This is a genomic window from Sulfitobacter sp. PS-8MA, assembly GCF_040933935.1.
Taxonomy (GTDB): Bacteria; Pseudomonadota; Alphaproteobacteria; order Rhodobacterales; family Rhodobacteraceae; genus Sulfitobacter.
Genome location: NZ_JBFQYJ010000005.1, coordinates 169,563 through 194,132, shown reverse-complemented (window position 1 = coordinate 194,132; position 24,570 = coordinate 169,563). Strand labels below are relative to the sequence as shown.

Sequence of the window (24,570 nt, the reverse complement as noted above, 5' to 3'; positions counted from 1 at the left end):
CTCGCCCGTCAAAAGCAATCTGCCGGAGGCGAAAACATCCCCCTCATGCCCTTCGAGGGGGCGCGCCAAAGTGGCGCGGTAGGTCTTTTCGACGGCGTGGTTGGGGCTGGTGATCCGGTGCAGCAAGGCGCCGTCATCGGTGAGCAACAGCAGGCCCGAGGTTTCCTTGTCCAGCCGGCCCACGGGCGAAAGCATGGGTTTGCGCTGCCGCCAGCGGTCGGGCAAGAGATCATAGACCAGCGGCCCGCTGTCCTTGCGCGAACAGATATATCCGGGCGGTTTGTTCAGCATCACCACCATCCCCGGCAGCGGGTCGAGCGGCGCCCCGTGAACCTTCATGCGTAGGGTCAGATCGGGGGAAAGGGGGATGCGTTTGGCCGCATCGACCAGCGGCGCGCCATCCAGCTCGATCCGCCGCGCCCGTGCCAGCTGCGCGATCTGCCCGCGCGAGCCATAGCCCAAGGACGCCAGCAGCCTGTCAATCCGCGTGGTCGGGATTTTGGTCATCCGGTCGGAACTTTCTAAACCACATCGCTTGGCCCTCTTGTGCTGCGGCGGCTGCGTGAAAGCAAGCTGCAAGCCCGAAATCGATCCGGCCATGCTCTGCGGCGCCCGCCCGGTCGCCTTTTTGCCAAACCGTCATTCGTGCTAGTTTCTGTCCAGAATGGTTAAAGGAGAGCCGTGATGCCCTACTTCGGAAAATACGACATCCCTGAGGAAATCCTGAACGACGACACGCTTGACCGCGACCGGAAGATCGAACTGCTCAAGGCTTGGCGCGACGACAAGAAAGCCTATATGCGCGCCTCGGATGAGGGCATGGAAGGCACCGACCGGACCGAGTTGCTGAGCCGGATCAAGACGGCCCTCGGCAAGCTGGAAGACTCGGCAACATCCTAGGCGCGCGCCCCGCCACGCGCTTGAAAGGCGCAGGTTTCATTCCTATATCCCAAGTATGATGATCCGCTTTCATATGAGGGTTCTGCCAAGCGCAGAACGTCTGCTGAACCGCCGGTAGCCCCGAGCGGGCGCGCCTTTGGCCTGTCCATCGCTCGGGGGTTTGATTTCACGTCACTCAATCAAACAGAACGACGCTTTGCAGCGGGGCTGGCGCGATGCCACCACCGCGCGCAGGGCGCGTTCGGGCGACAGCAGCAGCTGTTATGGAGGATCAAATGGCCATCTATATCACTCGAAAAATGCTCACTGATTTCGCGCGCCAAGAAGCGAATGCGGCGCCCTTCTCAGTTTTCCGCGATCTTGCGACATCGCTCGCCCGGCGCCGGCAGCGCCGCCGGGCCATGGCGGAATTAGAGGCAATGGATGACGCCACCCTGCGCGACATCGGGATTTACCGGGGCGACATTCGCAGGGTGGTCGACGGGCTGAGCGATGCCGATTTGGGGCTGAAACCGGCCCCCGCCCGGCGCCGATCCGCCAAGGCACCCGCGCAGGCTGGTCAGACCGCCTCGCTGGCCTAGCTTAGTCTCGAAGGTAAAGAGCCGCCCGCGCCCCGCCCACCCCGGGGCGCGGGGATTTGCCACCCCTCAACTGCATCAGGAGCCATCCGTGTCCCTATCGAAGTCCGAAACCAGTACCGCAAATATTTCCAACGTCGCCTCCGTCGTGGATGCGCTGTCAGACGCGCTGTCGGCCACATATCGGTTGGTGATAAAGTCGCATATGTACCATTGGAACGTGACCGGACCGCATTTCCTGGCGGTGCATGAACTAACCGAAACACAGTACACGGATATGTTCGCCGCCGCTGATGTGATTGCCGAACGTATCCGCGCCTTGGGCAAACCGGCTGTGATCGATCCCTCAGAGGTCTCCGAGGGGCGCGCCGCCGATGTGGCGCAATCTGCCGAAGAGATGCTGCGCGATCTGTTGTCGGATCATGAGCGGCTCGCGTCGCAGATGCGCGCGCTGGTCGGCACCGCCGAAGCCGCCGAAGACCCCGTGACCGCCGATCTTGCCACGACGCGGGCCGATTTCCACGAGAAGGCCGCCTGGATGCTGCGCGCCACGGCGGGCTAAGCCGCCGCCGGGGCGCGCCGAACTGCGGGGTGCGCCCCAAGGCTTACAGCTGCAAGATCAGGGTGGCGATGGAAAAGTAGATCACCACCCCGGTCGCATCCGCGATCGTGGTGACCAGCGGCCCACTGGCGGTGGCCGGGTCCAGCCGCAGGCGGCTCAGCAGGAACGGCAGCGACATGCCGACCAGACTGCCGATCATCACCACGACAAACATCGTCAGCCCGACGGTCACCGCCACCTCGACCCCGCCCCGCCATGCGCCAATGGGGAACACCACCGCCGCCATCGTCGCCCCAAGCGCGGCGGCCACGGCCAGCTCCCGCAGGATCAGCGCGCGCCAGTCCTTCATCTCGACATCCCCCGTCGCCAAGGCCCGCACCATCAGCGTGGCCGATTGCGAACCCGCATTGCCGCTGCTGTCGATCAACAGGGGCAGGAAGAACACGAGCGAAACATAGGCGAGGATCATATCCTCGAAATGCGCAATGCCCGCGCCCGAAAACAGGTTGCCCACAACCAAAAGCGCCAACCAGATGATCCGCCGCGAATAGAGCATGGCGATCCCGGCCTGCCGCATGTTCTGCTTAAAGGGCAGCACATGGGAGATTTTCTGAAAGTCCTCCGTCGCTTCGGCCTGCATCACATCGGCCGCGTCATCATGGGTCACAATCCCGACCAATCGCGCCGCACTGTCGAGCACCGGAATCGCCAATAGATCATAACGCGCAATGCGCTGCGCCACCTCTTCCTGATCCGTGTCGATGCTGACCGACACCGGGTCACGTTCCATCAGCTCTTTGACCGGCGTCTCAGCTCCGGCAAGGATCAGATTATGCAGCCGGACAGAGCCGATCAGCCGCCCCCTCTTATCGACGACATAGGAGCGATAGATTGTCTCGGAACCGCCCGCCTGCCCGCGCAGCGCGCCGATTGCCTCCTGCGCTGTCAGGGCGGCATCGAGTACCGCATAATCCGAGGTCATGATCGCCCCGGCGGTTTCCTCGGCATGACGCGCAAGCTGTTCGATATCCCGGCCCACCCTCGGGGGGAGAGATTCAATCAGCCGCTTTTGCGCGATCGGGCCGAGGGACTGGAACAGGTCCACCCGATCATCCGAAGACATCAGGGCCACGATGGCACTCAGATCGGGCGCCGGGATGACGACGGCGAGAGCGGTCTGATCCTCCATCGCAAGCGCGCCAAAGGTCTCGGCCTGACGCGGCAGCGGCAGGGCCGCGAGATGGTGCCAAGCCTGATCGCGCGGCAGTTGGCTCAGCCAAGTGGCCAGATCGATGGGCCGGGCCTGGCGCGCGAACTGCGCAAGCGCCTGGGGGGTCTCATCCTGCGGAGAAAGCGGGGTATCTGACGACATGACTGGCCTTTCTTATGGACCGTGACCGGACGATTGTGCACTGCGGAGCGCCTCTATTCTTCCGCCTCTCCCTGCGCAGAGACCACCGGGGAATTGATCAACTGTATCCGGCGGTAGGGCGCGATGCTGCCCGCCTTGCGCAGCGCCTCGTCAATCAGACGAAACACCTCATCGCGACAGTCCACCGCCTGCTCAAACCGCGGCACCCAATAGCGCACCGTGTAGCAGATCCCCGCCTCTTCGTAGGAGCGCACCCGCACATCCGGCGCCGGGCTTTGCTGGATCAGCTTGGCCTCGGCAAGGGCCGCGACCATGATCGCCCGCGCCTTGTCGATCGGCAGAACATGGTCGAGGGTGATATTCACCTGTGATCTGAATTCCCGTTTCGGGGCCGAGAAATTGGTGATCCTATGCCGCGCGATCTGGCTATTGGGCAGGATGATGTAAGTGGCATCCGGGGTCTGCAACCGCGTCGTGCGCCAGCCGATTTCGATCACCTTGGCCAGTGCCAGAGTGTCAATATCGACCCAGTCGCCAATCCGAAAAGGGGCCTCCATCGCCAGTGCGATGCCCGACAATGTATCGGCCACGACGTTGCGAATGGCAAAGCCGAGCAGCGCCAGAACGATGCCCGACCCGGCCAAGGCCCCAATCGCCCCCTGCCCCATGTAAAGCGCGCCGGTAGCCGCCAGGGCGATGATGAAAAGCGCCGCCGTGATCAGGTCTTTGAGCAGACGTGGATAGGGCCGCTTTCCCGCGGCCTGGTCCAGGATCAACGCCAGAACCCGACTCGCAAGCCAGGCGCTGGAGAGATAGACCGCCGCCTTCAGGAACAGGGCGACCTTCTGACTGTCGGCAAACGGCACCGGCAAATCACGCTGAAAGCTCGCCAGCCCGACGCTGGCCGTCAGCGTCAACAGCGGCAGGATCAGCCGGCGAAAATGCAGCTTTAAGTTCACGCATCCAATCCTTCAACTTTGCAAACCACGCAGCCCGCGCGCAAATACCTCAGAAGGTTAGCATATCCCCGACCGCGCGGAACCGGCAAACAGCGGCGCGACAGGTCAGAAACCCCGCCCGCGCCCCCTGCTCTCCGGGTGAATCCACCGATCCCTCTGCACAATCCCGCTCAGCAAGACCGGCGGCCCAAGAACCGCGCCCAGCCAGATTGACGAAACCCCTGCCGGTGCTTAGGTTGTCTCGCATGTTGGAACATGTAGATCATTACCGATTTCTACTTCTGAACCGCCTGCATCCCCGGGCGGTCTAGGCGCGACGGCGCCTGACGTACTCCCCGGGGCCTCTTCACATTACTGAAAACGTGAACGCGGCGCCCTGCGCCCGAGGAGAGAACATGGCCAATGTCTTTGCATCCGATCAGTCCCCGTCCCACAGCCGCAGCGTCTTTCGCGCCCTAGGCAACACGCCAACGGTCCTGCCCCGGTCTGACCGTCTGAAACTGCAGGAACATCTTGACGATTGCGACAATGCCACGCGGCCCGGGTCGACCCTATTGGCCTATGTGCTGGCCAATAAACTGCTGAACCTGCGCCCGGTCGCCGACCTGCCCTATCTCGATCTGGTGCTGGGGGGCAGCGAAGTGACCTATGAGATCGACGGCGCCGCGCCCTGCACCGGGCTTTTGGTGCATACGGCAAGGCCGGGCGCGCCGGGCGGGGTGATCGCGGTGGCTTCCCTGCTTGGTGCCACGCTCATCGGCATGCGGGTCGGAGAGCGGGCGCCCTTGCTGAACCAGGACGGCAGCATCGCGACCCTCTCGGTGATCTCTGTTGTCCAGCCGTTCTGTGCCGCGCAGACGGATGAAATCGTTGCGCAGGAGGGCTCAAAATGACCCATGCCATGCCGCTTGCAGATCCGTTCACCGCCCAAAACCCGCAGCTTATCCTGAACGCCGCCGATCTGGGCCACCTCGAAGCGCTGGCCGAGGAAATGATGCGCCGTCACCCGACACTGGCCGACCGTTTCTTTGAGGAGATCGGACGCGCGCAGATCGTGGCGCCTCAGCAGATGCCCGGCGATGTCGTGGGCATCGGCAGCAGGGTCACCTACCGCGATGAGACAACCGGTCATGAAAAATCGGTCACGCTGGTCTATCCCGAGGACGCGGACATCACCCGCGCGCGGGTGTCCGTCATCACCCCGATCGGCGTGGCGCTCTTGGGGCTGCGGGAAAGGGCAAGTTTCTACTGGGACACGCGCCGGGAAACCCGGCAACGCATGTTGACGATCCTCAAGGTCGAACAGGGCGCGAGCGCCTGTCAGGGCTGATCCAAAAAGAGAACTCCAATCATCCGCGGCCCGGCGCCGGGATCATGTGAAAAGGCGATTGCTATGAAGGTCGTGGTCATGGGGGCGGGCGTCATCGGCGTTACCACCGCCTATTATCTGGCGAAACAGGGGGCGGAGGTCGTGGTGATCGACCGCCAATCCGGGCCGGGGCAGGAAACCAGCTATGCCAATGCGGGCCAGCTCAGCTATGGCATGACCTCGCCCTGGGCGGCGCCGGGCATCCCGGTGAAGGCGCTGAAATGGATGTTCATGAAGCGGCGGCCCCTGCTGATCTGGCCGCTCATCAGCCCGACCATGTGGCGCTGGTGCGCGCGGATGCTCGGCAATTGCAACGCCGAGAGCTACCGCATCAACAAAGGCCGCATGGTCCGCGTTTCGAGCTATTCGCGCGATGTCATGCCCGAATTGATCGCCGACACCGGCATTGCCTATGACGGGCGCCAACAGGGCACCCTGCAACTCTTCCGCACCGCCAAACAGATGGACGCCTCGCAGGCGGATCAGGATATTCTGGCCGAATATGGCTCGCCCTATGAGGTCTTGGACCGCAACGGCTGTATCGGCGCCGAACCCGCTCTGGCCGAGGTCCGGCATAAATTCGTCGGCGGTCTGCGGCTGACCGCTGACCGTACCGGCGACTGCCGGATGTTCACCCTGGGGCTGACCAAAAAATGCGTCGAAATGGGCGTGCGCTTTCACTATGGCCAAACCATCCGCGCCATCGCGGTGGAACAGGGCCGCATTGCTAGCATCGAGACCGAGACCGGGGAACGCCTGACCGCCGACGCCTATGTCTGCGCTCTGGGCAGCTATGCGGTGCGGCTGCTCACCCCCATCGGGATCAAATTGCCGGTCTACCCGGTCAAGGGCTACTCTGTCACCCTGCCGGTCACGGATGACAACCACGCCCCGCAATCGACGCTCATGGACGAGACCCATAAGGTCGCGATCACCCGGCTGGGGGACCGTATCCGCGTGGCAGGTCAGGCCGAAATCGCCGGCTATTCCAACCGGCTCGGGCCCCATGCGGTCGATACGGTCAAACATGTGATCGGCGATCTCTTCCCGCGCGGAGGCGACCTTTCCAAGGCCGAAGGCTGGACCGGCTTGCGCCCGATGACCCCGGACGGCACCCCGGTTCTCGGCGGCACGCAATATGACAATCTGTTCCTCAACACCGGCCATGGCACGCTGGGGTGGACCATGGCCTGCGGGTCGGGCCGCGCCGTGGCCGATCTGGTGCTGGGCAAGCAGCCGGAGATTTCGATGGAGGGGCTGACAGCGGCGCGCTATGCCCGCTGATCCGAACGCGAGCCTGCCGCCGCAGACAGACCCGCTATAGCAACCACTCGACCGGCAGCCAGCCGATGACCGTCAAAGCCAGCCGTTTCAGCAGGGTCGTTCCCGGCTCATCCGTGGTTACAGCCCCCGTTTGCGGGTCTTTCCAGATCAGGTCTCCCCCCTCCAGTTCGACCCGCCATGCCAGCCCGCGCAGGTCCGCGTCAAAGGCGTCATGCAGCCCCTGCGCCATCACTTCACTGTCGATCAGCAGCCCCATCTCGGTATTGAGCGTGGTGGAACGCGGATCAAAGTTGAACGAGCCCACGAAAATCCGCGCCCCGTCGACGGCAAAGGTCTTGGCATGAAGGCTCGCCCCCGATGAGCCAAAGGGGCCGATCCGGTCGGTCGGCGCAGCCACTGCGGCCTGCTGGCGCAGCTCGTAAAGCTCAACGCCGCTGCGCAGCATTTCCTCGCGCCGTTTCGCATAGCCCGCGTGAACTGGCAGCACATCCGTCGCCTCAAGCGAATTGGTCAGCATCCGCACCTGCACCCCCTGCGCGCCCAGTTGCGCGTAGGCCTCGACCCCGGCCCTGCCGGGAACGAAATAGGGCGAGACCCCGTCAAAGCGGTGCTCGATCTTCCCGACCGCATCCGCCAGCCGCGAGGCCAGAAGATCCTCCCGCGGCACCGCGCCCTGGCCCTTGATCGGATCGTCGCTGACCAATTGTGCCGTGGTCCATTCAACGCCAAACTCCCCCGCGGCAAGGGCGGTCACAATGTCCGAGCTTTGCAGAATCTGCCGGTATTCCTCAAGCTGCGGCTCTCTCTCCAACCCCGCCAAACGCGCCGCAAGCGGATCCCCCTCCGGCGGCGCGCCGACAATCGGCCCCGCGGGATGCACCGCGCCCGCGCGCCAGTAGCGATCAAAATCCGCCGAGACATCCGCCACCACCCGCCCCACGGCCAAGACATCCAGATCGACATAAAGCGCGGTCGGGCCGGTGGCGAAATACTCATCCCCGATGTTGCGCCCGCCAAGGATCGTCGCATGGCCATCCACGGTGAAGGATTTATTATGCATCCGCCGGTTCAGCCGGAAAAAGTCGAACCCATAGGACAGCATCTTGAACCGGCGCAGGTTAAAGGGGTTCCACAGGCGCACCTCGATCATCGGATGCGCGTTGAGCGCGGCAAGCTCCGGGTCCAGACCCGCGGTCCCGTTGTCGTCGAGCAAAAGCCGCACCCGCACGCCCCGATCCGCCGCGCGGCGCAGCGCACCGAGCAACAGCGTGCCGGTCAGATCGTCATGCCAGATGTAATATTGCGCATCGATGGAGGAGACCGCCGCATCGGCCAAGAGGATACGCGCCGCAAATGCATCCGCCCCGTTCTGCAAGGGCGCGACACCGGTCTGCCCGGCATGCGCCTCTTCCTGCGCGGCCAAAGCCTGCGCCAGCGCCCCTTCGGTCGTGGGCGGCAGCGCCTGCGTGTCCTGACGGTTCTCAATCTCGGGCAGCGGAAAGGCGAGACGGGCGATCACGATGAGCACGCCGAGGGTCGCGACCAGCCCGGCAAGAAATTTCGCAACTGCCGTGATCATCGCAACGCCGTCCTTCAGTCTGCTGGCGGGTAAACTTGCATGTCTGATCCGATGCGTCCAGCCGCCCCAAAGGCGCCCGTCAGAGTTCGATGGTCGACATACATTCCGACCCGGTTGCGCGGATGTCGCCCCCGGCCTCGATGCAAAGCTTGCGGATCGCATGGTTGGACCGCAGGAAATGCACATCGACCGAGCTCAACCGTCGCGCCCGCGCCTCCGCCAGCCCCCGGCGGAACAGCGCCCGGCCAATGCCGCGCCCTTGGTAAGCGTCTTCGACCGACAGGCCAATCTCGGCCCGTCCGGCGCCGGTGATATAAAGCTCAAGAATGCCCCGATAGGCGCCATCGCTCTCGACTCCAAAGGTGATATCGGGCGAGGAGCTATTGGCGGTTTTCGCCAGAACATCCTCCTTGATCTTGCCCATGAACCGCAGACTGCGCGAGCTCTCGCTCAGGCGGCGGTAATGCCACAAGAGCGTTTCGCGCAGCTTGGGCAGCGTGAAGATAAGGGGGTGGGGGGTTGTTGCCTGCATGACCTGTCCAATCTGCCCCAGAGATGGGGATGAACCGGCGAATGAGCAGGGCCGAAACGGTCTTGCCGTGATGCATGGGCTGCATAGCTGACCGCGCGGCAGGGGCCGCAGAGGGCGGCGCACTCACATGCCGTTGCATATATCGCCCCGCGGCCTTCGATGCTAAGGGACGGTAAACCGCGAAAGGATTGCCCGATGACCGACCCCACCGCCGCCGCCCTGCCCGACACCCCTGCCCTCTTGCTCGACGAAGCGCGGATGCAGCGCAATATCACCCGGCTGGCGCGCCACGCGGACGCCCTTGGCGTGGCCCTGCGCCCGCATCTGAAGACCGCGAAATCCATTGACGTGGCCCGCCGCCTGACCGGCGGAACCCCGGGGCCCATCACCGTCTCAACCCTGGCCGAGGCCGAGGTTTTCTTTGCCGCGGGCCATAGCGATATCCTCTATGCCGTGGGGATCGCGCCGCAGAAATTGCCCCGCGTCCAAGCCCTGCGCGACAAGGGCTGCGATCTCGTGGTCATCCTCGACAACGCGGCACAGGCCCGGGCCGTGGCCGAGGCCGCCGTCCCCGCGATGATCGAGATCGACAGCGATGGGCACCGCGGCGGGCTGCGCCCGGATGACCCGGCGCTCGTTGAGGTCGGGCGCATCCTGCAGGCCGCCCAATGCCTGCGCGGCGTGATGACCCATGCGGGCGAAAGCTATACGGTCCGGGGCCGCGAGGCCCATGCCGATTTCGCCGAACAGGAGCGCAAAGCCGCCGTCACCGCCGCCGAGACCCTGCGCGCGGCAGACCTGCCCTGCCCGGTGGTCAGCATCGGCTCGACCCCCACCGCCCATGCCGCGCGGGACCTCTCCGGCGTGACCGAACTGCGCGCCGGGGTCTATATGTTCTTTGATCTGGTCATGGCGGGGATCGACGTCTGCAGCCAGGATGACATCGCGATGAGCGTGCTGACCACGGTGATCGGGCATCAGCCCGCCAAAGGGTGGACCATGATCGACGCCGGCTGGATGGCGCTCTCGCGCGACCGGGGCACGGCGGCGCAGGAGGTGGACCAAGGCTATGGGGTGGTCTGCGACGAAGACGGGCGTGTCTTGACCGACTATATCGTCGCCAGCGCCAATCAGGAACATGGCATCATCGCGCTGCGTGAGGGCGCAAGCCAGCCGCCGCTGGACCTGCCCGTCGGCACCCGCCTGCGCATTCTGCCGAACCACGCCTGCGCCACCGCCGCGCAGCATGACCGCTACCATCTGCTGCCGCAGGACGGCGGTGCGTTCGACGTCTGGCCACGGTTCAATGGCTGGTAAGGAAGACAGTATGATCTACATCACCGAGACCCAATCGGCGGCCATCGTAACGCCCGAGCTTGCCTTCGACGCGATGCGCGCGGCTTTCATCGCGGCACTCTCCCCCGGTGCGGCGAGCTTTCCCGTCGTGCTCGGCCATGGCAGCGACCCGCAAAACCGCTTTACCGTGAAATCCGCCGCCGGCGCCGATCTGGCAGGGCTGAAGGTCGGCGCCTATTTCCCGACGAACGACGCACGCGGCCTGCCGCGCCATGCCTCCACCATCCTGCTGATTGATCAGAGCAGCGGGAGGATCGGCGCCCTGGTCGAAGGCTCTGCCGCCAATTGCTACCGAACCGCCGCCGCCGATGCGGTGGCGACAGATGCTTTGGCCCGGTCCGATGCGCAGGTCTTGACCCTTTTCGGCACCGGCCACCAAGCGGCCTATGAAGCCCGCGCCATTGCCCGTATCCGCAAGTTGCGCCGTGTGCTGGTGGTCGGCAGGGATGCAACCCGCACGGCGGATTTCGTGGCCCAGCTGCGCCAGTCCGGCCTGCCCGCCGAAGCCGAAGCGGCCGAACCTGCCGTGCGGGCGGCGGATATGATCGTCACCGCCACCACCGCCACCGCGCCGCTGTTCAATCCGGAATGGGTGCAGGCCGGCACGCATATTTCTTCGATGGGATCGGATGCGACGGGCAAACAGGAACTGCCCCCCGCGCTTTTCAATCGGGCAAGCCTGTTCTGCGACCTGCCGGAACAATCCACCCGGATCGGAGAGTTTCAACACGCCCCGGAGGCGACGCCGACAGCGATCGGCGCGGTGTTGAAGGGCGACGCGCCGGGCCGCCGGGATGAAAGCGAGATCACGGTCTTTGACAGTTCGGGCATCTCGATTCAGGATCTGCACATGGCCCAAGCCATCCTGCAGGCCTTCCAAAAGGCGGCAGCGGCAGATTAAGCCCGCCCCCGGCGCCCCTCCAAAGGGGCGCCGGCCTGTTCCCTGTTCGCCGCAGCCAAAGCCGTCAGAGGCCGAGATGCTTGGCGTGAAACCGCAGGTGATCATCCACAAAGCTTGAGATGAAGTAATAGCTGTGGTCGTAGCCCTCCTGCCGCCGCAGGGTCAGGGGATAGCCACGCGCCTCCGCCGCCGCTTCCAGCGCTTCGGGCTTCAGCTGTTCGGCAAGGAAATCATCCTCTTCACCCTGATCCACCAGCGCCGGCGGGCCGTCATTGGCCGCACGCATGAGCAGACTGGCGTCATAGGCTGCCCAGACCGCGCGATCCTCGCCCAGATAGGCGCCAAATGCCTTCTCGCCCCAAGGGCAATTCACCGGGTTGCAGATCGGGCTGAAGGCCGAGACGGAGCGGTAGCGCTCGGGGTTGCGCAGCGCCAAGACCAGCGCCCCATGGCCGCCCATCGAATGACCAAAGATCGCGCGCTGATCGCTCACCGGAAAGGTCTCTTCGATCAGCTCGGGCAATTCCTTCAGCACATAGTCATACATATGGTAATGCCGGTTCCACGGCGCTTCTGTCGCGTTCACATAGAAGCCGGCCCCCTGCCCCAGATCATAGGCATCTGCATCGGCCACATCGTCCCCGCGCGGGCTGGTATCAGGCGCCACCAATGCCACCCCCAGCTCCGCCGCAAGACGCTGCGCTCCGGCCTTCTGCATAAAGTTCTCATCCGTACAGGTCAGACCCGAAAGGTAATAGAGAACCGGCACCTTCTGCCCCTGCGCCGTCTGCGGCGGCAGGTAGATCGCAAAACGCATCTCGCAGTTCAGCAGGTCGGAATGATGGCGATAATGTTTGGTCCAGCCGCCAAAGCCTTTGTTTGCGCTGGTGATATGAAGGGTCATGCGGCACCTCGTAAAACAGGGGTTTGGCCGCGCTTGAGGCCAAGCGCGACTGATTGGGGTTTAGCTGTCGAAATGAATGACAGAGCGGATGCTCTTGCCCTCATGCATCAGGTCGAAAGCCTCGTTGATCTCCTCCAGCCCCATGGTGTGGGTAATGAAATCATTCAACTTGAACTCGCCCTGCATGTAGCGTTCGACATAGTCAGGCAGCTCGGACCGGCCCTTGACCCCGCCAAAGGCCGAGCCGCGCCAGACCCGGCCTGTGACCAGCTGGAACGGACGGGTGGAGATCTCCTGCCCGGCCCCGGCGACGCCGATGACCACGGATTCGCCCCAGCCCTTGTGGCAACATTCCAGCGCCGAGCGCATGACATTGACGTTGCCGATACATTCAAAGGAATAATCGACGCCGCCATCGGTCATCTCGACGATCACCTCTTGGATCGGCTTGTCGTGGTCCTTGGGGTTGATGAAATCGGTCGCCCCCAGCTTGCGCGCCAGATCGAACTTGCTCTCGTTGATGTCGATCACGATGATCCGGCTGGCCTTGGCCATGGTCGCACCAATCACGGCCGAAAGGCCAATGCCGCCCATGCCGAAGATCGCGACGGTCGAACCTTCCTCGACCTTGGCCGTGTTCATCACCGCCCCCATGCCGGTGGTCACGCCGCAGCCCAGCAAGCAGACTTCTTCCAAAGGCGCTTCGGGGTTCACCTTGGCAAGAGAAATCTCAGGCAGCACGGTGTATTCCGAAAAGGTCGAACAGCCCATGTAATGCAGGATCGGCTGACCGTCCTTGTAGAAGCGGCTGGTGCCGTCGGGCATCAACCCCCTGCCCTGGGTCTCGCGGATTTTCTGGCAGAGGTTGGTCTTGCCGGATTTGCAGAACTTACACTCGCCGCACTCGGGCGTGTAGAGCGGGATCACATGATCGCCCACCGCCACGCTGGTCACACCCTCGCCGATGGATTCGACAATACCGCCGCCCTCATGGCCAAGGATCACCGGGAACAGCCCCTCGGGGTCTTCGCCGGAGAGGGTGAAGGCATCGGTGTGACAGACGCCCGAGGCGATGATCTTGATCCGGACTTCGCCCGCTTTCGGCGGCATCACCTCGATCTCTTCGATGGAGAGCGGTTCATTCACCGCCCAGGCGACGGCGGCTTTGCATTTGATGATATCGGTCATGGCACTCGCTTTGATTTGCTTGATGTCTGACCGCCAGATAGACTATTCCACAGCGAACGATAATCTGGGCATTCTGCAAAATACTATTACCGCTCCGCAATAATAGGATCGGCGAGGGGGACCATCATGCTGAGCTGGGAAGGCGTATCAGAATTCGTCGCCGTGGCCGAAACCGGCAGTTTCACCGCCGCCGCCAACCGCCTGAGCATCTCGACCGCGCAGGTCAGCCGCCAGGTCAGCGCGTTAGAGGCGCGGCTCGACGCCAAACTCTTTTACCGCACCACCCGGAAGGTCACGATCACCGACACCGGGCAGGTCTATTACAACCACTGCCGCCAGGTGCTCGACGGGCTGGCCGAGGCGGAACGCGCGATCTCGGACCTGAACCAGCGCCCCACGGGAAGGCTGAACCTCACCGCCCCCGTCACCTTTGGCGAGAACCAGATCGCCCCTTTGGTCAACGACTTCCTCAGCCACTACCCCGAGCTTGAAGTGAACCTCGTGCTGACCAACCAACTGCTCGATCTAGTCGCCGAAAGCTACGACCTCGCCATTCGGCTCGGCACGTTGGAGGACAGTTCCATGATGGCCAAACGCCTCGCCAGCCGCAGCCACTACACCTGCGCCGCGCCCGACTACCTCGCCCGATATGGCACGCCGCATACCCTCGCCGAGCTCGACGCGCATAACTGCCTGCAAGGCACGCTTGGCTATTGGCGGTTTCAAGAGAAGGGCACGACGCGGCACATCCGGGTGAAGGGCAATCTGCGCTGCAACAGCGGTTGGACCCTTGTCGATGCCGCGCGCAAGAACATCGGCCTCGTCCAACTGCCCGACTACTATGTCGCGCCCGAGCTGCGCGCCGGGCGGCTGGTCTCTGTGCTAGATGGATACCGTGCGCCGGACGATGGGATCTGGGCGATCTATCCCCAAAACCGGCATCTGTCGCCCAAGGTGCGGCTGCTGCTCGACCATCTGGCGCAGGGGCTACGGCAGACGGAGGGGTGAGCCGACGGGGGCGCGGCTGCTCCGGGTCTGCCACCAAAGGTAGCAGACCCGGAGCCTAGAACCACTAGATACAGCCGCCCTGCCCTATTCCTTCCCCTCATCCAAGGTCGCCAGGAACGCCTCGATCCCCTTTTGCAACCGCGCCCGTGGCACGGCGGAGAAATCCCGCTCCAGCCGCAGCTCGACCTTCCCGTCCGACGCCGTGACCCGCGCTTCGCCTTCGGGCCGCCCCATGCGCAGAGATGTTTTCGACACCGATTTCGAGCTGCGCGCAGGCGTTCGTTTCGCGGGAGTCAGGGCCTCGCGCAGCAGTTTCAACTCCGTCTCCGCATCCCGCTCCGGCAATGCGCGCAAGGCTGCGGCGATCTCCCCTGCCCGTTCCGGCTGGCCGTCGATCAGCTTATAGACCTCCAGGCCCAAAGCCCGCGGCATGGCTTCCGGATGGCGCATCGCCCCCTCCAGCGCTTCCAACACCCGCGCGAACTGGCGGATATAGGTGCGCTTTTGCTTCAGCGCCGAGGCATAGAGCGTCGAGACCGCATCGCCCACGGGGATGTTTTCATCCTTCGCATAGGAGAGCGCCAGCTGCGCCATTTCGCCAAAGGACAGGTCTTTGCGGATCAGGTTCTCATCGACCATCTTGCGGTAGAGACCGACCAGCGGTTCCCCGCGGGGAACCATGGCGGCGGGGATACGGGTATAGCGCGGATCGCCGGTTTCCTCGGCCAATTGCTGAAAGGCCGAGAGGCGGCGGAAGCCTTGGATCAACTCATAGCCGTCTTCGGTCTTCTCCACACGGATCGGGTTTGAGAGCCCAACCGCCTTGATAGAGTCTTTCAGCTCCGCAATCTCAGGGTCTACCGTCGCAGACCGATCTCGGGTCAGCTTGGAGGTTTTCACCTCCGAAGTCTGGATCAGGTCTGTGATCAACCCCAGTTTTTTCAGCCGCACATGCTCATGCGCAAGCGCGTCATTCTCCGCCCGGATCGCGGCTTCTGCCTCCGCCCGCTCGCGCGTGGCATCCGCAGTTTCGGCAATCGCGCTTGCCATCGGGCCGCGGCGGGTGGGCGCGGGCTCATGATTTTGCAGCGGGTGGCCTTGGACATTATAGGCTTTGGTTTCCAAAGGCGGGTTCCCCGCGGGGAACTCTGTGGCTTCCTCTTCGGCATCGAGCTCGAAGTTAATGTCGAAAACAGAACGCTTCTTGGCCATCTATCAATCCTCCAGCCTGTCCCACGCATTCACCAGCGTGGTTTGGAATTCGTCATAGGCGCGGTCAAAGGACATCCGCGCGCGCCGCCATGTTTCCCGGGTCATCTGGCGGTAATCCATTTCATAGATCGACGACAGGAACCGCCCCGATTGCTCAACCGCCCGGGTCATCTCAATCGGATGCTCAGCCACATGTGACTTGAAAACCTGATGAAAGGCTGACTGCATCGCACGGTGCAGATCATTGTTCGGCTCAAACCGAGTCAGCAAGAACCGCAGATCGGCAAAGACCTTATCCGGGTCCGTGCCCGAGGGCAGCCGCCCGCGAAACCGGCCCAGGTCTTCCAGCGCTTCGGCCAACTGACCGATGAAACTGGTCGTGCTGTCATATTCCCAATAGCCGGGGCCGGAGGGCACATAGAGCACATCCGCCGCGAAAACCGCATTCATCGACTGATAGCCGATCGCCGGCGGGCAATCGAAGATGATCAGGTCATAGGCGTCGGCGGGCAGCTGGTCGAGATACCGCGACACCGCGGCAAAGAAGGACCATTCCGGATTCAGATGCCGGTACTGCGCGCTGGCAAATTCGACGAAAGCGGCATTGGCACAGCTCGGGATAATGTCGATCGTCGGCCAACTGGTCGGCTTGATGAAATCCATCACGCGCAGGTCGTTCAAACCCATGTTCGTGACCGAAGGCGGCAGTTTGCGCCGGGGCAGGGCGGTCCCGCTTTCGGCGCCCCCGGCGGTGGCGTTCATCCGCTCGGTCTCGCGGATCAGATCGCGCGCCATGATCCCCCAGACGGTGACCTCTTCGGAAACATCCGAGAGGCCCATCGAATGGCTCAGGGTCGCCTGCGGATCAAAATCCACCGCCAGCACCCGGTAGCCGTCAAGCGCCGCAGCATGGGCGAAATGCAGCGCGACCGTGCTCTTGCCCGCGCCGCCTTTGAAATTCGCAATGGCCGCGCGGATCGCCCGCTTGCCCGCAGGGCGGTTGGGCATCAGCGATTTGCCTTTGATCTTCAACTTGCGCCGCAGCTCGTTGATCTCTTCCAGCGCATACCAGCGCTGACGCCCTTCCTCTTCGACCGTGCCTTCAGGCAAGGAGGGGTCCGCCGCCAGCCGGCTGCGCAGCGTGGAGGGGTTAATTTTTAGAATAAGTTCCGCGACCTCCCAGCTTGAAAAGCGCCGGAGCGTCTTCTCCATCTCAGGGGAATAGGTCTGCTGCCGGATGAACCCCTGCATCTTCAGGGACTGGGCCTGTAGCTTTGCCAGATCAGTATGGGTGTACATATACCTTCCTCAATGTCACCTCCCGTTATCCAAAGTTCCCCGCGGGGAACGTTTTGCCGGGACGCTAATTATTGCTCTTTGCCGATTTACGCCGAGTTTGGTGTTTTTGCAAAGCCCTATTATAGGATAAAGTAGGAAATCAGGGTTCCCGCCGGAGGGCCCAGAGCGAATCCCCCGGCCGCGATTCCCGGGCTCTAGGCAGGGTCCGACACATAATATAGGGGGACGCATCTGAGCTCCCGCCGACATATTGGGGGACAGAAACGCTCTATCGCGGGACACCCAATATGTCCCCCAATACCTATATACCGGAAAAATCATTATTTTTAGAGGAAGTCCGGCCAGCGCTCGCAAACCGCCTCTTGACAGAATCAACGGTTTGGACGCAAATCAGGGCAGAGGTCGAAAAGACGTTGTGTCTTTCAAACAGACCCCGGGTCCGGCGAAGACCCACCGCGAGGACAAGAGCGACTGCGCCAAGCGCAGCTAGAGGGCTTCCATGCAACTGGTCAAACCGGCAGGTCAACGCGACGCTGCCCGCAAATACGATATTATCACAGCATTAGGCGCTTACGCGCTCGCGCGCAACAAACATGACCAGCGTCTGGTGCTGCGGCTCATTACCCTGATGACGGCGCGGTATAACTGGGCGCGGGATGAACTGGCCGTGGGCCAGCGCGAGATCGCACAGCTTTGGTCTGTCGATGAGCGCACGGTGAAACGCGACATGGCCAAGCTGCGCGGCCTGGGTTGGCTGGTGGTCAAGCGGCAAGGCACGCGGGGCAGGGTGACGGAATACGGGCTCGATCTTGACCGGATCCTGGCTATGACCGAAGGCGAATGGCGCAATGTCGGGCCCGATTTCGATCTGCGCATGAGCGGCAAACCAGACCCGAACCCGGTGGTGCCGCTGCCGGTGAAAGGCCATGTTCCCGCCCCGGACACCAGCGATGGCAGTGAATGGGCCCTGGCGCAGGCGATCCTCTTTACCGAAGCGCCGGACCTCTACGGCAGCTGGCTGCGCAACCTGGTGCGGGTCGAGAGGGCAGGGGGCCGTCTGACCCTGCGCGCGCCGAGCCGCTTTCATGGCAGCTATGTTCAGACCCATCTCACCCGGCGGATTTTAACGGCCTGTCAGGCTGTCGATAGTTATGTGACCGAAATTGCGGTGATTGTCTGAGGGGCGGGGGTTTGCGGCCTGCACTGACAGAAGTTGACTCCGCTCGCCAATGTTTGATCGCGAGCTGATTGACTGCCCGGAGCGCCCTAAACATTCGCGACGACAGAGCAGTTCCTCGTGGCGTTCGACTTGGTGAGAGTTCGCGATCGCGAGCAGCCGCTGGATGTGGGGGGCCGTATGAATGCGAGGTGATACTCTTATGCTGTAGCCCGTTCAGACAATCTTAGCCAATTTCGAGTATTTCGATTGTTGCGATTGTTTCGATTGGTGGCTATCTTATATCTAACCCAAGTCGTGAAAACTGGAGAGACAAGATGAACGCCCTCAAAAAAGAAGCGTTCTTTGATCGCTTGCCCGATGAAGTGGAGATCAAGAACGCTGAACAACTCAGAACAATTGTCGCTTCCCAGATCAAGGAAGGCGAGCCTACTACGCTGTCGCTTGCCCTTGAAGGCGGCGAAGTCCAAACTGTAACTCTTGCGCCAGCCCTTACGGCATCTCTTCTTGAGGTGTTGCGCCTCGTGTCGAGCGGTCGTGGGTTTCGGATGATCCCTGTCGAAGCGGAGCTGACGACGCAACAAGCGGCAGACTTGCTCAACGTATCGCGGCCGTTCCTTGTGAAGCTTCTTGAGGAAAAGCAAATTCCGTTCACGAAGACGGGACGACACCGCCGCGTCCGCGCGAATGATCTGTTTGCATATAAAGAAAAGCGCGACGCTGCCCGATCGGATGCGTTGAGCGACCTTGCGGCGATGGATGCGGAGGACGGCCTTATATGAGCCGATACGCGGATCGGTTCACGGCGCTACTTGACGCCTGCGTCTTGGGCGGCGCACTGCGCCGGAACATGTTGCTCAGCCTAGCCGAGGCCGGGTTGTTTCGACCCCGCTGGAGCAGTCGCATTCTGGACGAGACCCAGAAGGCCATCTCCCTGATCACGAAGGGTGACACGGACGGGGCGCGTCAAAGGGCTGCCATCGAGGGAGCCTTCCCCGAAGCACTGGTGGCAGGTTACGAGATTTTCGAGGAGAAACTTGCTCTGCCGGATCCAAACGATAATCATGTCCTCGCCGCTGCCATCGCAACATCAGCCTCCGTTATTGTCACGGACAATCTGGCTGACTTTCCGACAGAAGTTCTGGCCCCACATGGCATTCAGGCCATTTCCACGGACGACTTCATCGCGGATACAATCGAGTTGGATCCCTCGGAGGCCATTCTGGCCCTCCGCCGCATGCGCGAAAGGTTCAAGAATCCAGCACTCGATGCCGCCGCCCTGATTCACAAAGCCGAAGCACATGGCCTTCTGCAGGCCGCGACCGTGATGGATGAGTACCAGTCGTTTCTATAGGCAGGCGGTCATTGGATGTCTAAGCATAGGTATCAATTCATACCGTTGCACAGTGACTGCCCCGATTTTGCCAGTTGGCCCAACTCTAAGCCGCTTCTATTGTTGTCCTGCCTGGGGTGTTCTGGCTTTGCTGCGCGACCGCCTTCATTGGGAGTTGTCCGGTTTGAGTTCCACTTCCAGCGTTTCGCGCCCCAGCCGGGGCTGAAGCTCCCGACAGCGGGTTTCCGCCTCTCGGACCGTCCAAGACCTGACCGGCAGACACGTTAAGTGCTGGCCTTCTCTTCGATTACCCAGATATGAGATGCACGCCGGGCGGCATAGAGAAGGGCCAAGATGAATGATCGATATCCAGCCACTTGCCATCCTACGTGAAATCGACCGGACCGGCAGCCTGACCGAAGCCGCAGATCGTTTGCACTTGACCCAATCGGCGGTCAGCCATGCGATCCGGCGGTTTGAGGAGCGGCATGGGGTGAAACTCTGGCAACGCGAGGGCCGCAATCTGCGGCTTACGCCGACGGGGGATTACCTGCTCGGGCTGGCGGCGCGGGTCCTGCCGCAGCTTGAACACGGGGCCACTGTTCTGGAGGACTATGCACGTGGCCGGCGGGGTGCGATCCGGGTGGGGATGGAGTGTCACCCGTGCCAGGATTGGCTGATGCGGATCGTGGACCCCTTTCTGGCGGAATGGCCGGATGTCGAGTTGGACGTGACCTCTGCCTTCCAGTTCGGCGGGTTGGCGGCCCTGCTGGGACATGAGATTGACCTGCTCGTCACCCCGGATCCGGTGGAACGCCCGGGCCTCGCGTATCAGCCTGTCTTCAACTACGAACTTCTTCTTGCCGTGGCCGAGGACCATCCGATCGCGCGCGCGGGACAGGTCAGCGCTGAGGATCTGGCGCGGGAGACGCTGATCACCTATCCCGTCGCCCGCGAAAGACTGGATATCTACACGCGCTTCCTCGTACCTGCCCACGCCCTGCCGCGCCGGCACCGCACTGTCGAGACCACGGATCTGATGCTGCGGCTGGTTGCCTCTGGCCGGGCGGTCAGCGCGACGCCGGATTGGCTGCTCCGCGATGCAAAGGGGGTGACGGGGGTGCCTATCGGTGAGGGCATCCTCAAGTCCATTCATCTGGGCTATCGTACTGGCGAGACTGCCGATTACCTGAATGGGTTCATCCATCTGGCCAAAACCGTTCAGGTCTAACCTGAAACTCTCAGACGATCACGGTCGCCCGCGCGCAGACGGGCGCGGACCTTCGGCCATGGTCACATGACAATGGGTCACGCAACTCCGATAAGAAGTCATTTTTGTTCATGATGCAGCTGTCCCATAGAGGGCGGGCCGCAGCGCATCGCCCGATAAGGTGCGCCGAGAGAACAACGACTGGAACACGGACCATGACGCCTGAGACCTTTACCTTTGAGATCGAGAGCCTGCGTTTCGACGAAAGCTATACGCCCGCAGGCAGCACGCGACTGACCACCAATTTTGCCAATCTCGCACGCGGTGCGCAGCGCCGGCAAAACCTGTCGAACGCGCTGCGCATGATCGACAACCGGTTCAACACGCTGGCACAGTGGGACAACCCCGAGGCGGATCGCTATGCGGTGACGCTCGATATCATCTCGGTCAAGATGGCTCTGGGCGGCAGCCGTCAGGTCTTCCCGGCCATTGAGGTTCTCAAGACCACGATCCATGACAGGAAGACGGGCGCTGAGATCGATGGTCTGGTCGGGAACAACCTGTCTTCCTATGTGCGGGACTATGACTTCAGCGTCGTGCTGTCCGAGCACAACAAGGGCCGTGAGGGCTTCAGCGTGCCGGAGGATTTCGGCGAGCTGCATGGCAAGATCTTTCAGGCTTTCGTCGCATCGGATGCGTTCAAGGCCGCGTTCCACAAACCGCCGGTGATCTGCATCAGCGTCTCGGAAACCAAGACCTATCACCGGAGCGCGAATGCGCATCCCGTTCTTGGCGTCGAATACCTGCCGAGCGGGTCTTCACTGACTGAGCAGTATTTCGGCAAGATGGGCCTGCAGGTGCGCTATTTCATGCCGCCGGGGAGCGTCGCGCCGCTGGCGTTCTATTTCTTCGGCGATTTGCTGAACGACTACAGCAACCTTGAGCTCATCGGCACGATCAGCACCATGGAAGCCTTTCAAAAGATCTATCGGCCTGAGATCTACAACGCGAATGCCGTGGCGGGCCAATGCTACAGACCGAAACTGAAGCATGAGGACTTTTCGCCCACCCGCATCCTCTACGACCGGGAAGAACGCGCCCGCCTGGCGGCGGAGCAGGGCAAATTCGCCGAGGAACATTTCATCAAGCCATACCGCGCCCGGTTGGAAAAATGGGTTGCTCAATCCGCCATTTCACAGGTTCAGACATTTAACGAAGCAAGGCATTCAAAATGACAAGACTGCTCCCAACATCGACCGCCGGCAGCCTGCCGAAACCCTCCTGGCTGGCCGAGCCCGAAAAACTCTGGTCGCCCTGGAAACCTGAGGGCGCGGAACTCGTCCAAGCCAAGCAGGATGCCCTGCGGGTCACCCTGGCCGAACAGCGCGGCGCGGGCATCGATATCGTCAGCGATGGCGAACAGACCCGGCAGCACTTTGTCACCACCTTCATTGAAGGGTTGGAAGGCGTCGATTTCACGAAGCGCGAAACCGTGCGGATCAGGGACCGTTACGATGCCAGCGTGCCCTCCGTTGTCGCTGCGGTGTCACGCCCCCGCTCGGTCTTCGTCGAAGATGCCAAGTTCCTGCGGGCGCAGACCGAGGCCCCGATCAAATGGGCGCTGCCGGGGCCGATGACGATGATCGACACGCTCTACGACGCGCATTACCGCAGCCGAGAAAAGCTCGCCTGGGAATTCGCAAAACTGCTGAATGAAGAAGCGAGAGAGCTTGAGGCAGCCGGGGTCGACATCATCCAATTCGATGAACCCGCCTTCAACGTCTTCTTCGATGAGGTCAACGACTGGGGGATGGCGGCACTGGAACGGGCCATGGAGGGTCTGAAGTGTCAGAAGGCCGTTCATGTCTGCTATGGCTACGGCATCAAGGCCAATACGGACTGGAAAGCGACGCTCGGCGCGGAGTGGCGGCAGTATGAGATGATCTTTCCCGCGATTCAGGCATCGAGCGTCGATCTGGTCTCGCTCGAATGCCAAAATTCGCATGTGCCGATGGACCTGATCGAGCTGCTGCGCGGCAAGAAGATCATGGTGGGGGCGATCGACGTGGCCAATGCCGCGATCGAGACCCCGCAAGAGGTGGCGGCCACCCTGCGCAAGGCGCTTCAGTTCGTGGATGCGGACAGGCTTTATCCCTGCACCAACTGCGGAATGACGCCGCTGTCGCGGCAGGTTGCGCGTGGCAAGCTCCAAGCATTGAGCGCGGGGGCCGAAATCATCCGGCAAGAACTCGCGGCGTGATGTGTCCGGGGGATGGGGGATAGACCGGGAGGGCGGCTGGATTGTGGTTTCGATCTTGGTGACCTCCCCCCAGCCCCCTCCTGAGCGCGTCAGCCTCTACCACCAGTGGCGAAGGCTGTCTTTCAGGTCATGTGCTGGCGAAAACCCGAGTTCTTCCCGCGCTGCGGTTATGTCACAGCCCGCGGGGCGAACATGGGCGAACCCTGCGAAACCGGTCTCAATAGTGCGGTCATATTTTACATTAAGCTCGCCATGCGCTTCTGCCACCGCGCCGATCACGGCATCGAGGGTCCATTGGGTCGGATGGGTGATATTATACACACCCGTTCGCGGCTTCTCTGCGTCCAATGCTGCCACGGCGGCCCGCGCGCAATCGCGCACGTCAACGAACTCCTCGGGTCCTTTCCAGATCAAAAGGGGATCGTCCAAGGTGATCTCCTCGCCTGTCCCGGCAGCATTTATCAAAGTCGAGAACAGCCGGCCCGGAACGCTCGTCGGATTGCTGGTATCCCCGCCCACGACAGCGCCGAGCCTCAGTGAGATCGTATCGAGACCGTGCAGGTCTCTGTACAACAGACCAATCTGCTCAGACGCCAACTTGCTGATCGCATAGAGGCTGCCGGGGCGCTGGCTGATGAGGTGAAGAGCTGCATCCTCTCGTATCGGCTCCGGCGGTTCTGCCCTTCGTGGGAGCTTTGACAGTCTTGCTGCTGGTTCTGGTGCTGTTTCCGCAAATCATCCTCTTTCTGCCGCATCTGTTCGGCTACAACTAAAGGCAAGAAACCATGACGAGAAAAACTGTTTTCGTGACTGGGGCCGCGCAAGGCATCGGAGAGGCCATCGCCGCGCATCTTGCCCAGCACGGCTGGCGCGTCGTGATGATTGACCGCAACGCCAAGCCGTTGAGCAAAGCGCCGCACGGCTCGCGGGGCAAGGCGCGGACGTGGGCGCGGTGGCCTTGGATGTCTGCGATGGCGCCGCCGTGAATGCCTGTATCGACAGCGAAGCTCGGGTCGACGCCGTGGTCACCGCCGCCGGGGCCTATTCGAAGCGTGACTTCTTCGACCTAACGGCCGAGGATTTCCGGCATATGTCGGATGTGAATGTCACCGGCAGCTTCCTGATCGCCCAAGCCGCCGCGCGGCGGATGCAAGCGGGCGGGCGCATTGTCACCATCTCTTCGCGCGGCGCCTTGGGCGGGCGGCATCTGCCCATTACGCCGCTTCCAAAGCCGCCGTGATCGGGCTGACCCGTGCGATGGCGATGGAGCTGCGTGATCAGCAGATCACGGTCAATTCCATCGCCCCCGGCTTCACCGACACGCCGATGACACGGTCGGCCCCGCCGGAGCTTTTCGAGCAATGGGAGAAGCTGGAGGCGCGCGGCAAAGCGGCGCAGCCCGAAGAAATCGCAGCCTCGGTTGGCTTTTTGTTGAGCGCTGAGGCGGGTTTCATCACCGGCCAATGTCTGTTTGTCGATGGTGGCAAGTCTCTGGGCGGGATGGGGGCCATTTAGCGAGCTGCCATGAGTGTCCGCGCCAAGGGCGGCAGCGCGTTCAGGCTTCCGCCAGGCAGTGGCGTTCTCGAT

Annotated in this window: 25 protein-coding genes and 1 pseudogene; 16 read left to right on the top strand and 10 right to left on the bottom strand. The window is 62.4% G+C overall.

The window, feature by feature from the left end; all coding sequences use genetic code 11:
* On the bottom strand, window positions 1-507 hold a 507-nt coding region (locus AB4M76_RS03960; protein WP_368440508.1), incomplete at its 3' end, for a pseudouridine synthase.
* Between the two features lie 177 nt (window positions 508-684).
* Here AB4M76_RS03960 and AB4M76_RS03955 point away from each other — a divergent pair.
* The 3 genes from AB4M76_RS03955 (at window position 685) to AB4M76_RS03945 (ending at window position 2,040) form a co-directional block, all read left to right on the top strand.
* Window positions 685-900 (top strand): hypothetical protein, encoded by a 216-nt coding sequence (locus tag AB4M76_RS03955; RefSeq protein WP_368440507.1) that lies wholly within the window; start codon window positions 685-687, stop codon window positions 898-900.
* A gap of 275 nt (window positions 901-1,175) precedes the next feature.
* Window positions 1,176-1,481, top strand: a complete 306-nt coding sequence (locus AB4M76_RS03950; protein WP_368440506.1) for a DUF1127 domain-containing protein — start codon at window positions 1,176-1,178, stop codon at window positions 1,479-1,481.
* An 88-nt stretch (window positions 1,482-1,569) separates the two neighbouring features.
* Window positions 1,570-2,040: a Dps family protein gene (locus tag AB4M76_RS03945; RefSeq protein WP_368440505.1), complete on the top strand. Its 471-nt coding sequence runs from the start codon at window positions 1,570-1,572 to the stop codon at window positions 2,038-2,040.
* Window positions 2,041-2,083: 43 nt separating this feature from the next.
* On the opposite strand, the gene mgtE is transcribed toward AB4M76_RS03945, so the two are convergent.
* Together mgtE and AB4M76_RS03935 are read right to left on the bottom strand one after the other, a co-directional pair.
* Window positions 2,084-3,412, bottom strand: a complete 1,329-nt coding sequence (mgtE, locus tag AB4M76_RS03940) for a magnesium transporter (RefSeq protein WP_368440504.1) — start codon at window positions 3,410-3,412, stop codon at window positions 2,084-2,086.
* Between the two features lie 53 nt (window positions 3,413-3,465).
* Window positions 3,466-4,371: a mechanosensitive ion channel family protein gene (locus AB4M76_RS03935; protein ID WP_368440503.1), complete on the bottom strand. Its 906-nt coding sequence runs from the start codon at window positions 4,369-4,371 to the stop codon at window positions 3,466-3,468.
* A gap of 395 nt (window positions 4,372-4,766) precedes the next feature.
* Here AB4M76_RS03935 and AB4M76_RS03930 point away from each other — a divergent pair, with 395 nt between their 5' ends.
* The 3 genes from AB4M76_RS03930 (at window position 4,767) to AB4M76_RS03920 (ending at window position 7,024) form a co-directional block, all read left to right on the top strand.
* Window positions 4,767-5,264 (top strand): hypothetical protein, encoded by a 498-nt coding sequence (locus tag AB4M76_RS03930; protein ID WP_368440502.1) that lies wholly within the window; start codon window positions 4,767-4,769, stop codon window positions 5,262-5,264.
* Window positions 5,261-5,701, top strand: a complete 441-nt coding sequence (gene rnk / locus AB4M76_RS03925) for a nucleoside diphosphate kinase regulator (RefSeq protein WP_368440501.1) — start codon at window positions 5,261-5,263, stop codon at window positions 5,699-5,701. The genes AB4M76_RS03930 and rnk overlap by 4 nt, the downstream gene beginning before the upstream one ends.
* Window positions 5,702-5,764: 63 nt before the next feature.
* Window positions 5,765-7,024 carry a D-amino acid dehydrogenase gene (locus AB4M76_RS03920; protein WP_368440500.1) on the top strand — a complete coding sequence of 420 codons (1,260 nt, stop codon included), beginning with the start codon at window positions 5,765-5,767 and terminating at the stop codon, window positions 7,022-7,024.
* A gap of 34 nt (window positions 7,025-7,058) precedes the next feature.
* On the opposite strand, the gene AB4M76_RS03915 is transcribed toward AB4M76_RS03920, so the two are convergent.
* Both AB4M76_RS03915 and AB4M76_RS03910 read right to left on the bottom strand, forming a co-directional pair.
* Window positions 7,059-8,603, bottom strand: coding sequence for a phospholipase D family protein (locus tag AB4M76_RS03915; RefSeq protein WP_368440499.1), 1,545 nt, complete (start codon window positions 8,601-8,603; stop codon window positions 7,059-7,061).
* A 79-nt stretch (window positions 8,604-8,682) separates the two neighbouring features.
* Complete coding sequence (locus AB4M76_RS03910; protein ID WP_368440497.1) at window positions 8,683-9,135, bottom strand: N-acetyltransferase family protein; 453 nt, start codon at window positions 9,133-9,135, stop codon at window positions 8,683-8,685.
* Window positions 9,136-9,330: 195 nt separating this feature from the next.
* Here AB4M76_RS03910 and AB4M76_RS03905 point away from each other — a divergent pair, with 195 nt between their 5' ends.
* Together AB4M76_RS03905 and AB4M76_RS03900 are read left to right on the top strand one after the other, a co-directional pair.
* Entirely contained in the window at window positions 9,331-10,452 is a 1,122-nt protein-coding gene (locus tag AB4M76_RS03905) for a DSD1 family PLP-dependent enzyme (protein WP_368440496.1), read from the top strand.
* A 10-nt stretch (window positions 10,453-10,462) separates the two neighbouring features.
* Window positions 10,463-11,392 carry an ornithine cyclodeaminase family protein gene (locus AB4M76_RS03900; RefSeq protein ID WP_368440495.1) on the top strand — a complete coding sequence of 310 codons (930 nt, stop codon included), beginning with the start codon at window positions 10,463-10,465 and terminating at the stop codon, window positions 11,390-11,392.
* 64 nt (window positions 11,393-11,456) lie between these two features.
* Here the strand turns inward: AB4M76_RS03900 and fghA are convergent, their stop codons facing one another.
* Complete coding sequence (gene fghA / locus AB4M76_RS03895; RefSeq protein WP_368440494.1) at window positions 11,457-12,296, bottom strand: S-formylglutathione hydrolase; 840 nt, start codon at window positions 12,294-12,296, stop codon at window positions 11,457-11,459.
* Window positions 12,297-12,356: 60 nt separating this feature from the next.
* On the bottom strand, window positions 12,357-13,475 hold the full coding sequence (locus tag AB4M76_RS03890) for an S-(hydroxymethyl)glutathione dehydrogenase/class III alcohol dehydrogenase (RefSeq protein WP_368440511.1): 1,119 nt from the start codon (window positions 13,473-13,475) through the stop codon (window positions 12,357-12,359).
* A gap of 135 nt (window positions 13,476-13,610) precedes the next feature.
* On the opposite strand from AB4M76_RS03890, the gene AB4M76_RS03885 reads away from it, so the two are divergent.
* Window positions 13,611-14,492 (top strand): LysR family transcriptional regulator, encoded by an 882-nt coding sequence (locus tag AB4M76_RS03885; RefSeq protein WP_368440493.1) that lies wholly within the window; start codon window positions 13,611-13,613, stop codon window positions 14,490-14,492.
* An 84-nt stretch (window positions 14,493-14,576) separates the two neighbouring features.
* Here AB4M76_RS03885 and AB4M76_RS03880 read toward each other — a convergent pair whose 3' ends face one another.
* Both AB4M76_RS03880 and AB4M76_RS03875 read right to left on the bottom strand, forming a co-directional pair.
* Window positions 14,577-15,704: a ParB/RepB/Spo0J family partition protein gene (locus tag AB4M76_RS03880; RefSeq protein WP_368440492.1), complete on the bottom strand. Its 1,128-nt coding sequence runs from the start codon at window positions 15,702-15,704 to the stop codon at window positions 14,577-14,579.
* A gap of 3 nt (window positions 15,705-15,707) precedes the next feature.
* The gene (locus AB4M76_RS03875) at window positions 15,708-17,003 is read right to left on the bottom strand and encodes an AAA family ATPase (protein ID WP_368440491.1); all 1,296 of its coding nucleotides are present in this window, start codon (window positions 17,001-17,003) and stop codon (window positions 15,708-15,710) included.
* A gap of 499 nt (window positions 17,004-17,502) precedes the next feature.
* Here AB4M76_RS03875 and AB4M76_RS03870 point away from each other — a divergent pair, with 499 nt between their 5' ends.
* From AB4M76_RS03870 to AB4M76_RS03845, 6 genes are all read left to right on the top strand, one after another.
* Window positions 17,503-18,183, top strand: a complete 681-nt coding sequence (locus tag AB4M76_RS03870; protein WP_368440490.1) for a DnaA N-terminal domain-containing protein — start codon at window positions 17,503-17,505, stop codon at window positions 18,181-18,183.
* 314 nt (window positions 18,184-18,497) lie between these two features.
* Window positions 18,498-18,962, top strand: coding sequence for a helix-turn-helix domain-containing protein (locus AB4M76_RS03865; RefSeq protein ID WP_368440489.1), 465 nt, complete (start codon window positions 18,498-18,500; stop codon window positions 18,960-18,962).
* Window positions 18,959-19,534 carry a PIN domain-containing protein gene (locus tag AB4M76_RS03860; protein WP_368440488.1) on the top strand — a complete coding sequence of 192 codons (576 nt, stop codon included), beginning with the start codon at window positions 18,959-18,961 and terminating at the stop codon, window positions 19,532-19,534. The genes AB4M76_RS03865 and AB4M76_RS03860 overlap by 4 nt, the downstream gene beginning before the upstream one ends.
* A 337-nt stretch (window positions 19,535-19,871) precedes the next feature.
* Window positions 19,872-20,744 (top strand): LysR family transcriptional regulator, encoded by an 873-nt coding sequence (locus tag AB4M76_RS03855; protein ID WP_368440487.1) that lies wholly within the window; start codon window positions 19,872-19,874, stop codon window positions 20,742-20,744.
* A gap of 194 nt (window positions 20,745-20,938) precedes the next feature.
* Window positions 20,939-21,958, top strand: coding sequence for a DUF1852 domain-containing protein (locus AB4M76_RS03850; RefSeq protein ID WP_368440486.1), 1,020 nt, complete (start codon window positions 20,939-20,941; stop codon window positions 21,956-21,958).
* Entirely contained in the window at window positions 21,955-22,983 is a 1,029-nt protein-coding gene (locus tag AB4M76_RS03845; RefSeq protein WP_368440485.1) for a methionine synthase, read from the top strand. The genes AB4M76_RS03850 and AB4M76_RS03845 overlap by 4 nt, the downstream gene beginning before the upstream one ends.
* A 96-nt stretch (window positions 22,984-23,079) precedes the next feature.
* Here the strand turns inward: AB4M76_RS03845 and AB4M76_RS03840 are convergent, their stop codons facing one another.
* Entirely contained in the window at window positions 23,080-23,646 is a 567-nt protein-coding gene (locus tag AB4M76_RS03840) for an NAD-dependent epimerase/dehydratase family protein (protein ID WP_368440510.1), read from the bottom strand.
* A gap of 122 nt (window positions 23,647-23,768) precedes the next feature.
* On the opposite strand from AB4M76_RS03840, the pseudogene AB4M76_RS03835 reads away from it, so the two are divergent.
* Window positions 23,769-24,498, top strand: a pseudogene (locus AB4M76_RS03835) (SDR family NAD(P)-dependent oxidoreductase).
* Window positions 24,499-24,570: the final 72 nt, after the last annotated feature.

Bases quoted from the DNA above. Each gene is read 5' to 3' on its own strand.
- AB4M76_RS03955 (WP_368440507.1), top strand. From the start codon at position 685: ATGCCCTACTTCGGAAAATACGACATCCCTGAGGAAATCCTGAACGAC.
- AB4M76_RS03950 (WP_368440506.1), top strand. From the start codon at position 1,176: ATGGCCATCTATATCACTCGAAAAATGCTCACTGATTTCGCGCGCCAA.
- mgtE (WP_368440504.1), bottom strand. From the start codon at position 3,412: ATGTCGTCAGATACCCCGCTTTCTCCGCAGGATGAGACCCCCCAGGCG.
- AB4M76_RS03930 (WP_368440502.1), top strand. From the start codon at position 4,767: ATGGCCAATGTCTTTGCATCCGATCAGTCCCCGTCCCACAGCCGCAGC.
- rnk (WP_368440501.1), top strand. From the start codon at position 5,261: ATGACCCATGCCATGCCGCTTGCAGATCCGTTCACCGCCCAAAACCCG.
- AB4M76_RS03920 (WP_368440500.1), top strand. From the start codon at position 5,765: ATGAAGGTCGTGGTCATGGGGGCGGGCGTCATCGGCGTTACCACCGCC.
- AB4M76_RS03915 (WP_368440499.1), bottom strand. From the start codon at position 8,603: ATGATCACGGCAGTTGCGAAATTTCTTGCCGGGCTGGTCGCGACCCTC.
- AB4M76_RS03910 (WP_368440497.1), bottom strand. From the start codon at position 9,135: ATGCAGGCAACAACCCCCCACCCCCTTATCTTCACGCTGCCCAAGCTG.
- AB4M76_RS03905 (WP_368440496.1), top strand. From the start codon at position 9,331: ATGACCGACCCCACCGCCGCCGCCCTGCCCGACACCCCTGCCCTCTTG.
- AB4M76_RS03900 (WP_368440495.1), top strand. From the start codon at position 10,463: ATGATCTACATCACCGAGACCCAATCGGCGGCCATCGTAACGCCCGAG.
- fghA (WP_368440494.1), bottom strand. From the start codon at position 12,296: ATGACCCTTCATATCACCAGCGCAAACAAAGGCTTTGGCGGCTGGACC.
- AB4M76_RS03885 (WP_368440493.1), top strand. From the start codon at position 13,611: ATGCTGAGCTGGGAAGGCGTATCAGAATTCGTCGCCGTGGCCGAAACC.
- AB4M76_RS03880 (WP_368440492.1), bottom strand. From the start codon at position 15,704: ATGGCCAAGAAGCGTTCTGTTTTCGACATTAACTTCGAGCTCGATGCC.
- AB4M76_RS03875 (WP_368440491.1), bottom strand. From the start codon at position 17,003: ATGTACACCCATACTGATCTGGCAAAGCTACAGGCCCAGTCCCTGAAG.
- AB4M76_RS03870 (WP_368440490.1), top strand. From the start codon at position 17,503: ATGCAACTGGTCAAACCGGCAGGTCAACGCGACGCTGCCCGCAAATAC.
- AB4M76_RS03865 (WP_368440489.1), top strand. From the start codon at position 18,498: ATGAACGCCCTCAAAAAAGAAGCGTTCTTTGATCGCTTGCCCGATGAA.
- AB4M76_RS03860 (WP_368440488.1), top strand. From the start codon at position 18,959: ATGAGCCGATACGCGGATCGGTTCACGGCGCTACTTGACGCCTGCGTC.
- AB4M76_RS03855 (WP_368440487.1), top strand. From the start codon at position 19,872: ATGATCGATATCCAGCCACTTGCCATCCTACGTGAAATCGACCGGACC.
- AB4M76_RS03850 (WP_368440486.1), top strand. From the start codon at position 20,939: ATGACGCCTGAGACCTTTACCTTTGAGATCGAGAGCCTGCGTTTCGAC.
- AB4M76_RS03845 (WP_368440485.1), top strand. From the start codon at position 21,955: ATGACAAGACTGCTCCCAACATCGACCGCCGGCAGCCTGCCGAAACCC.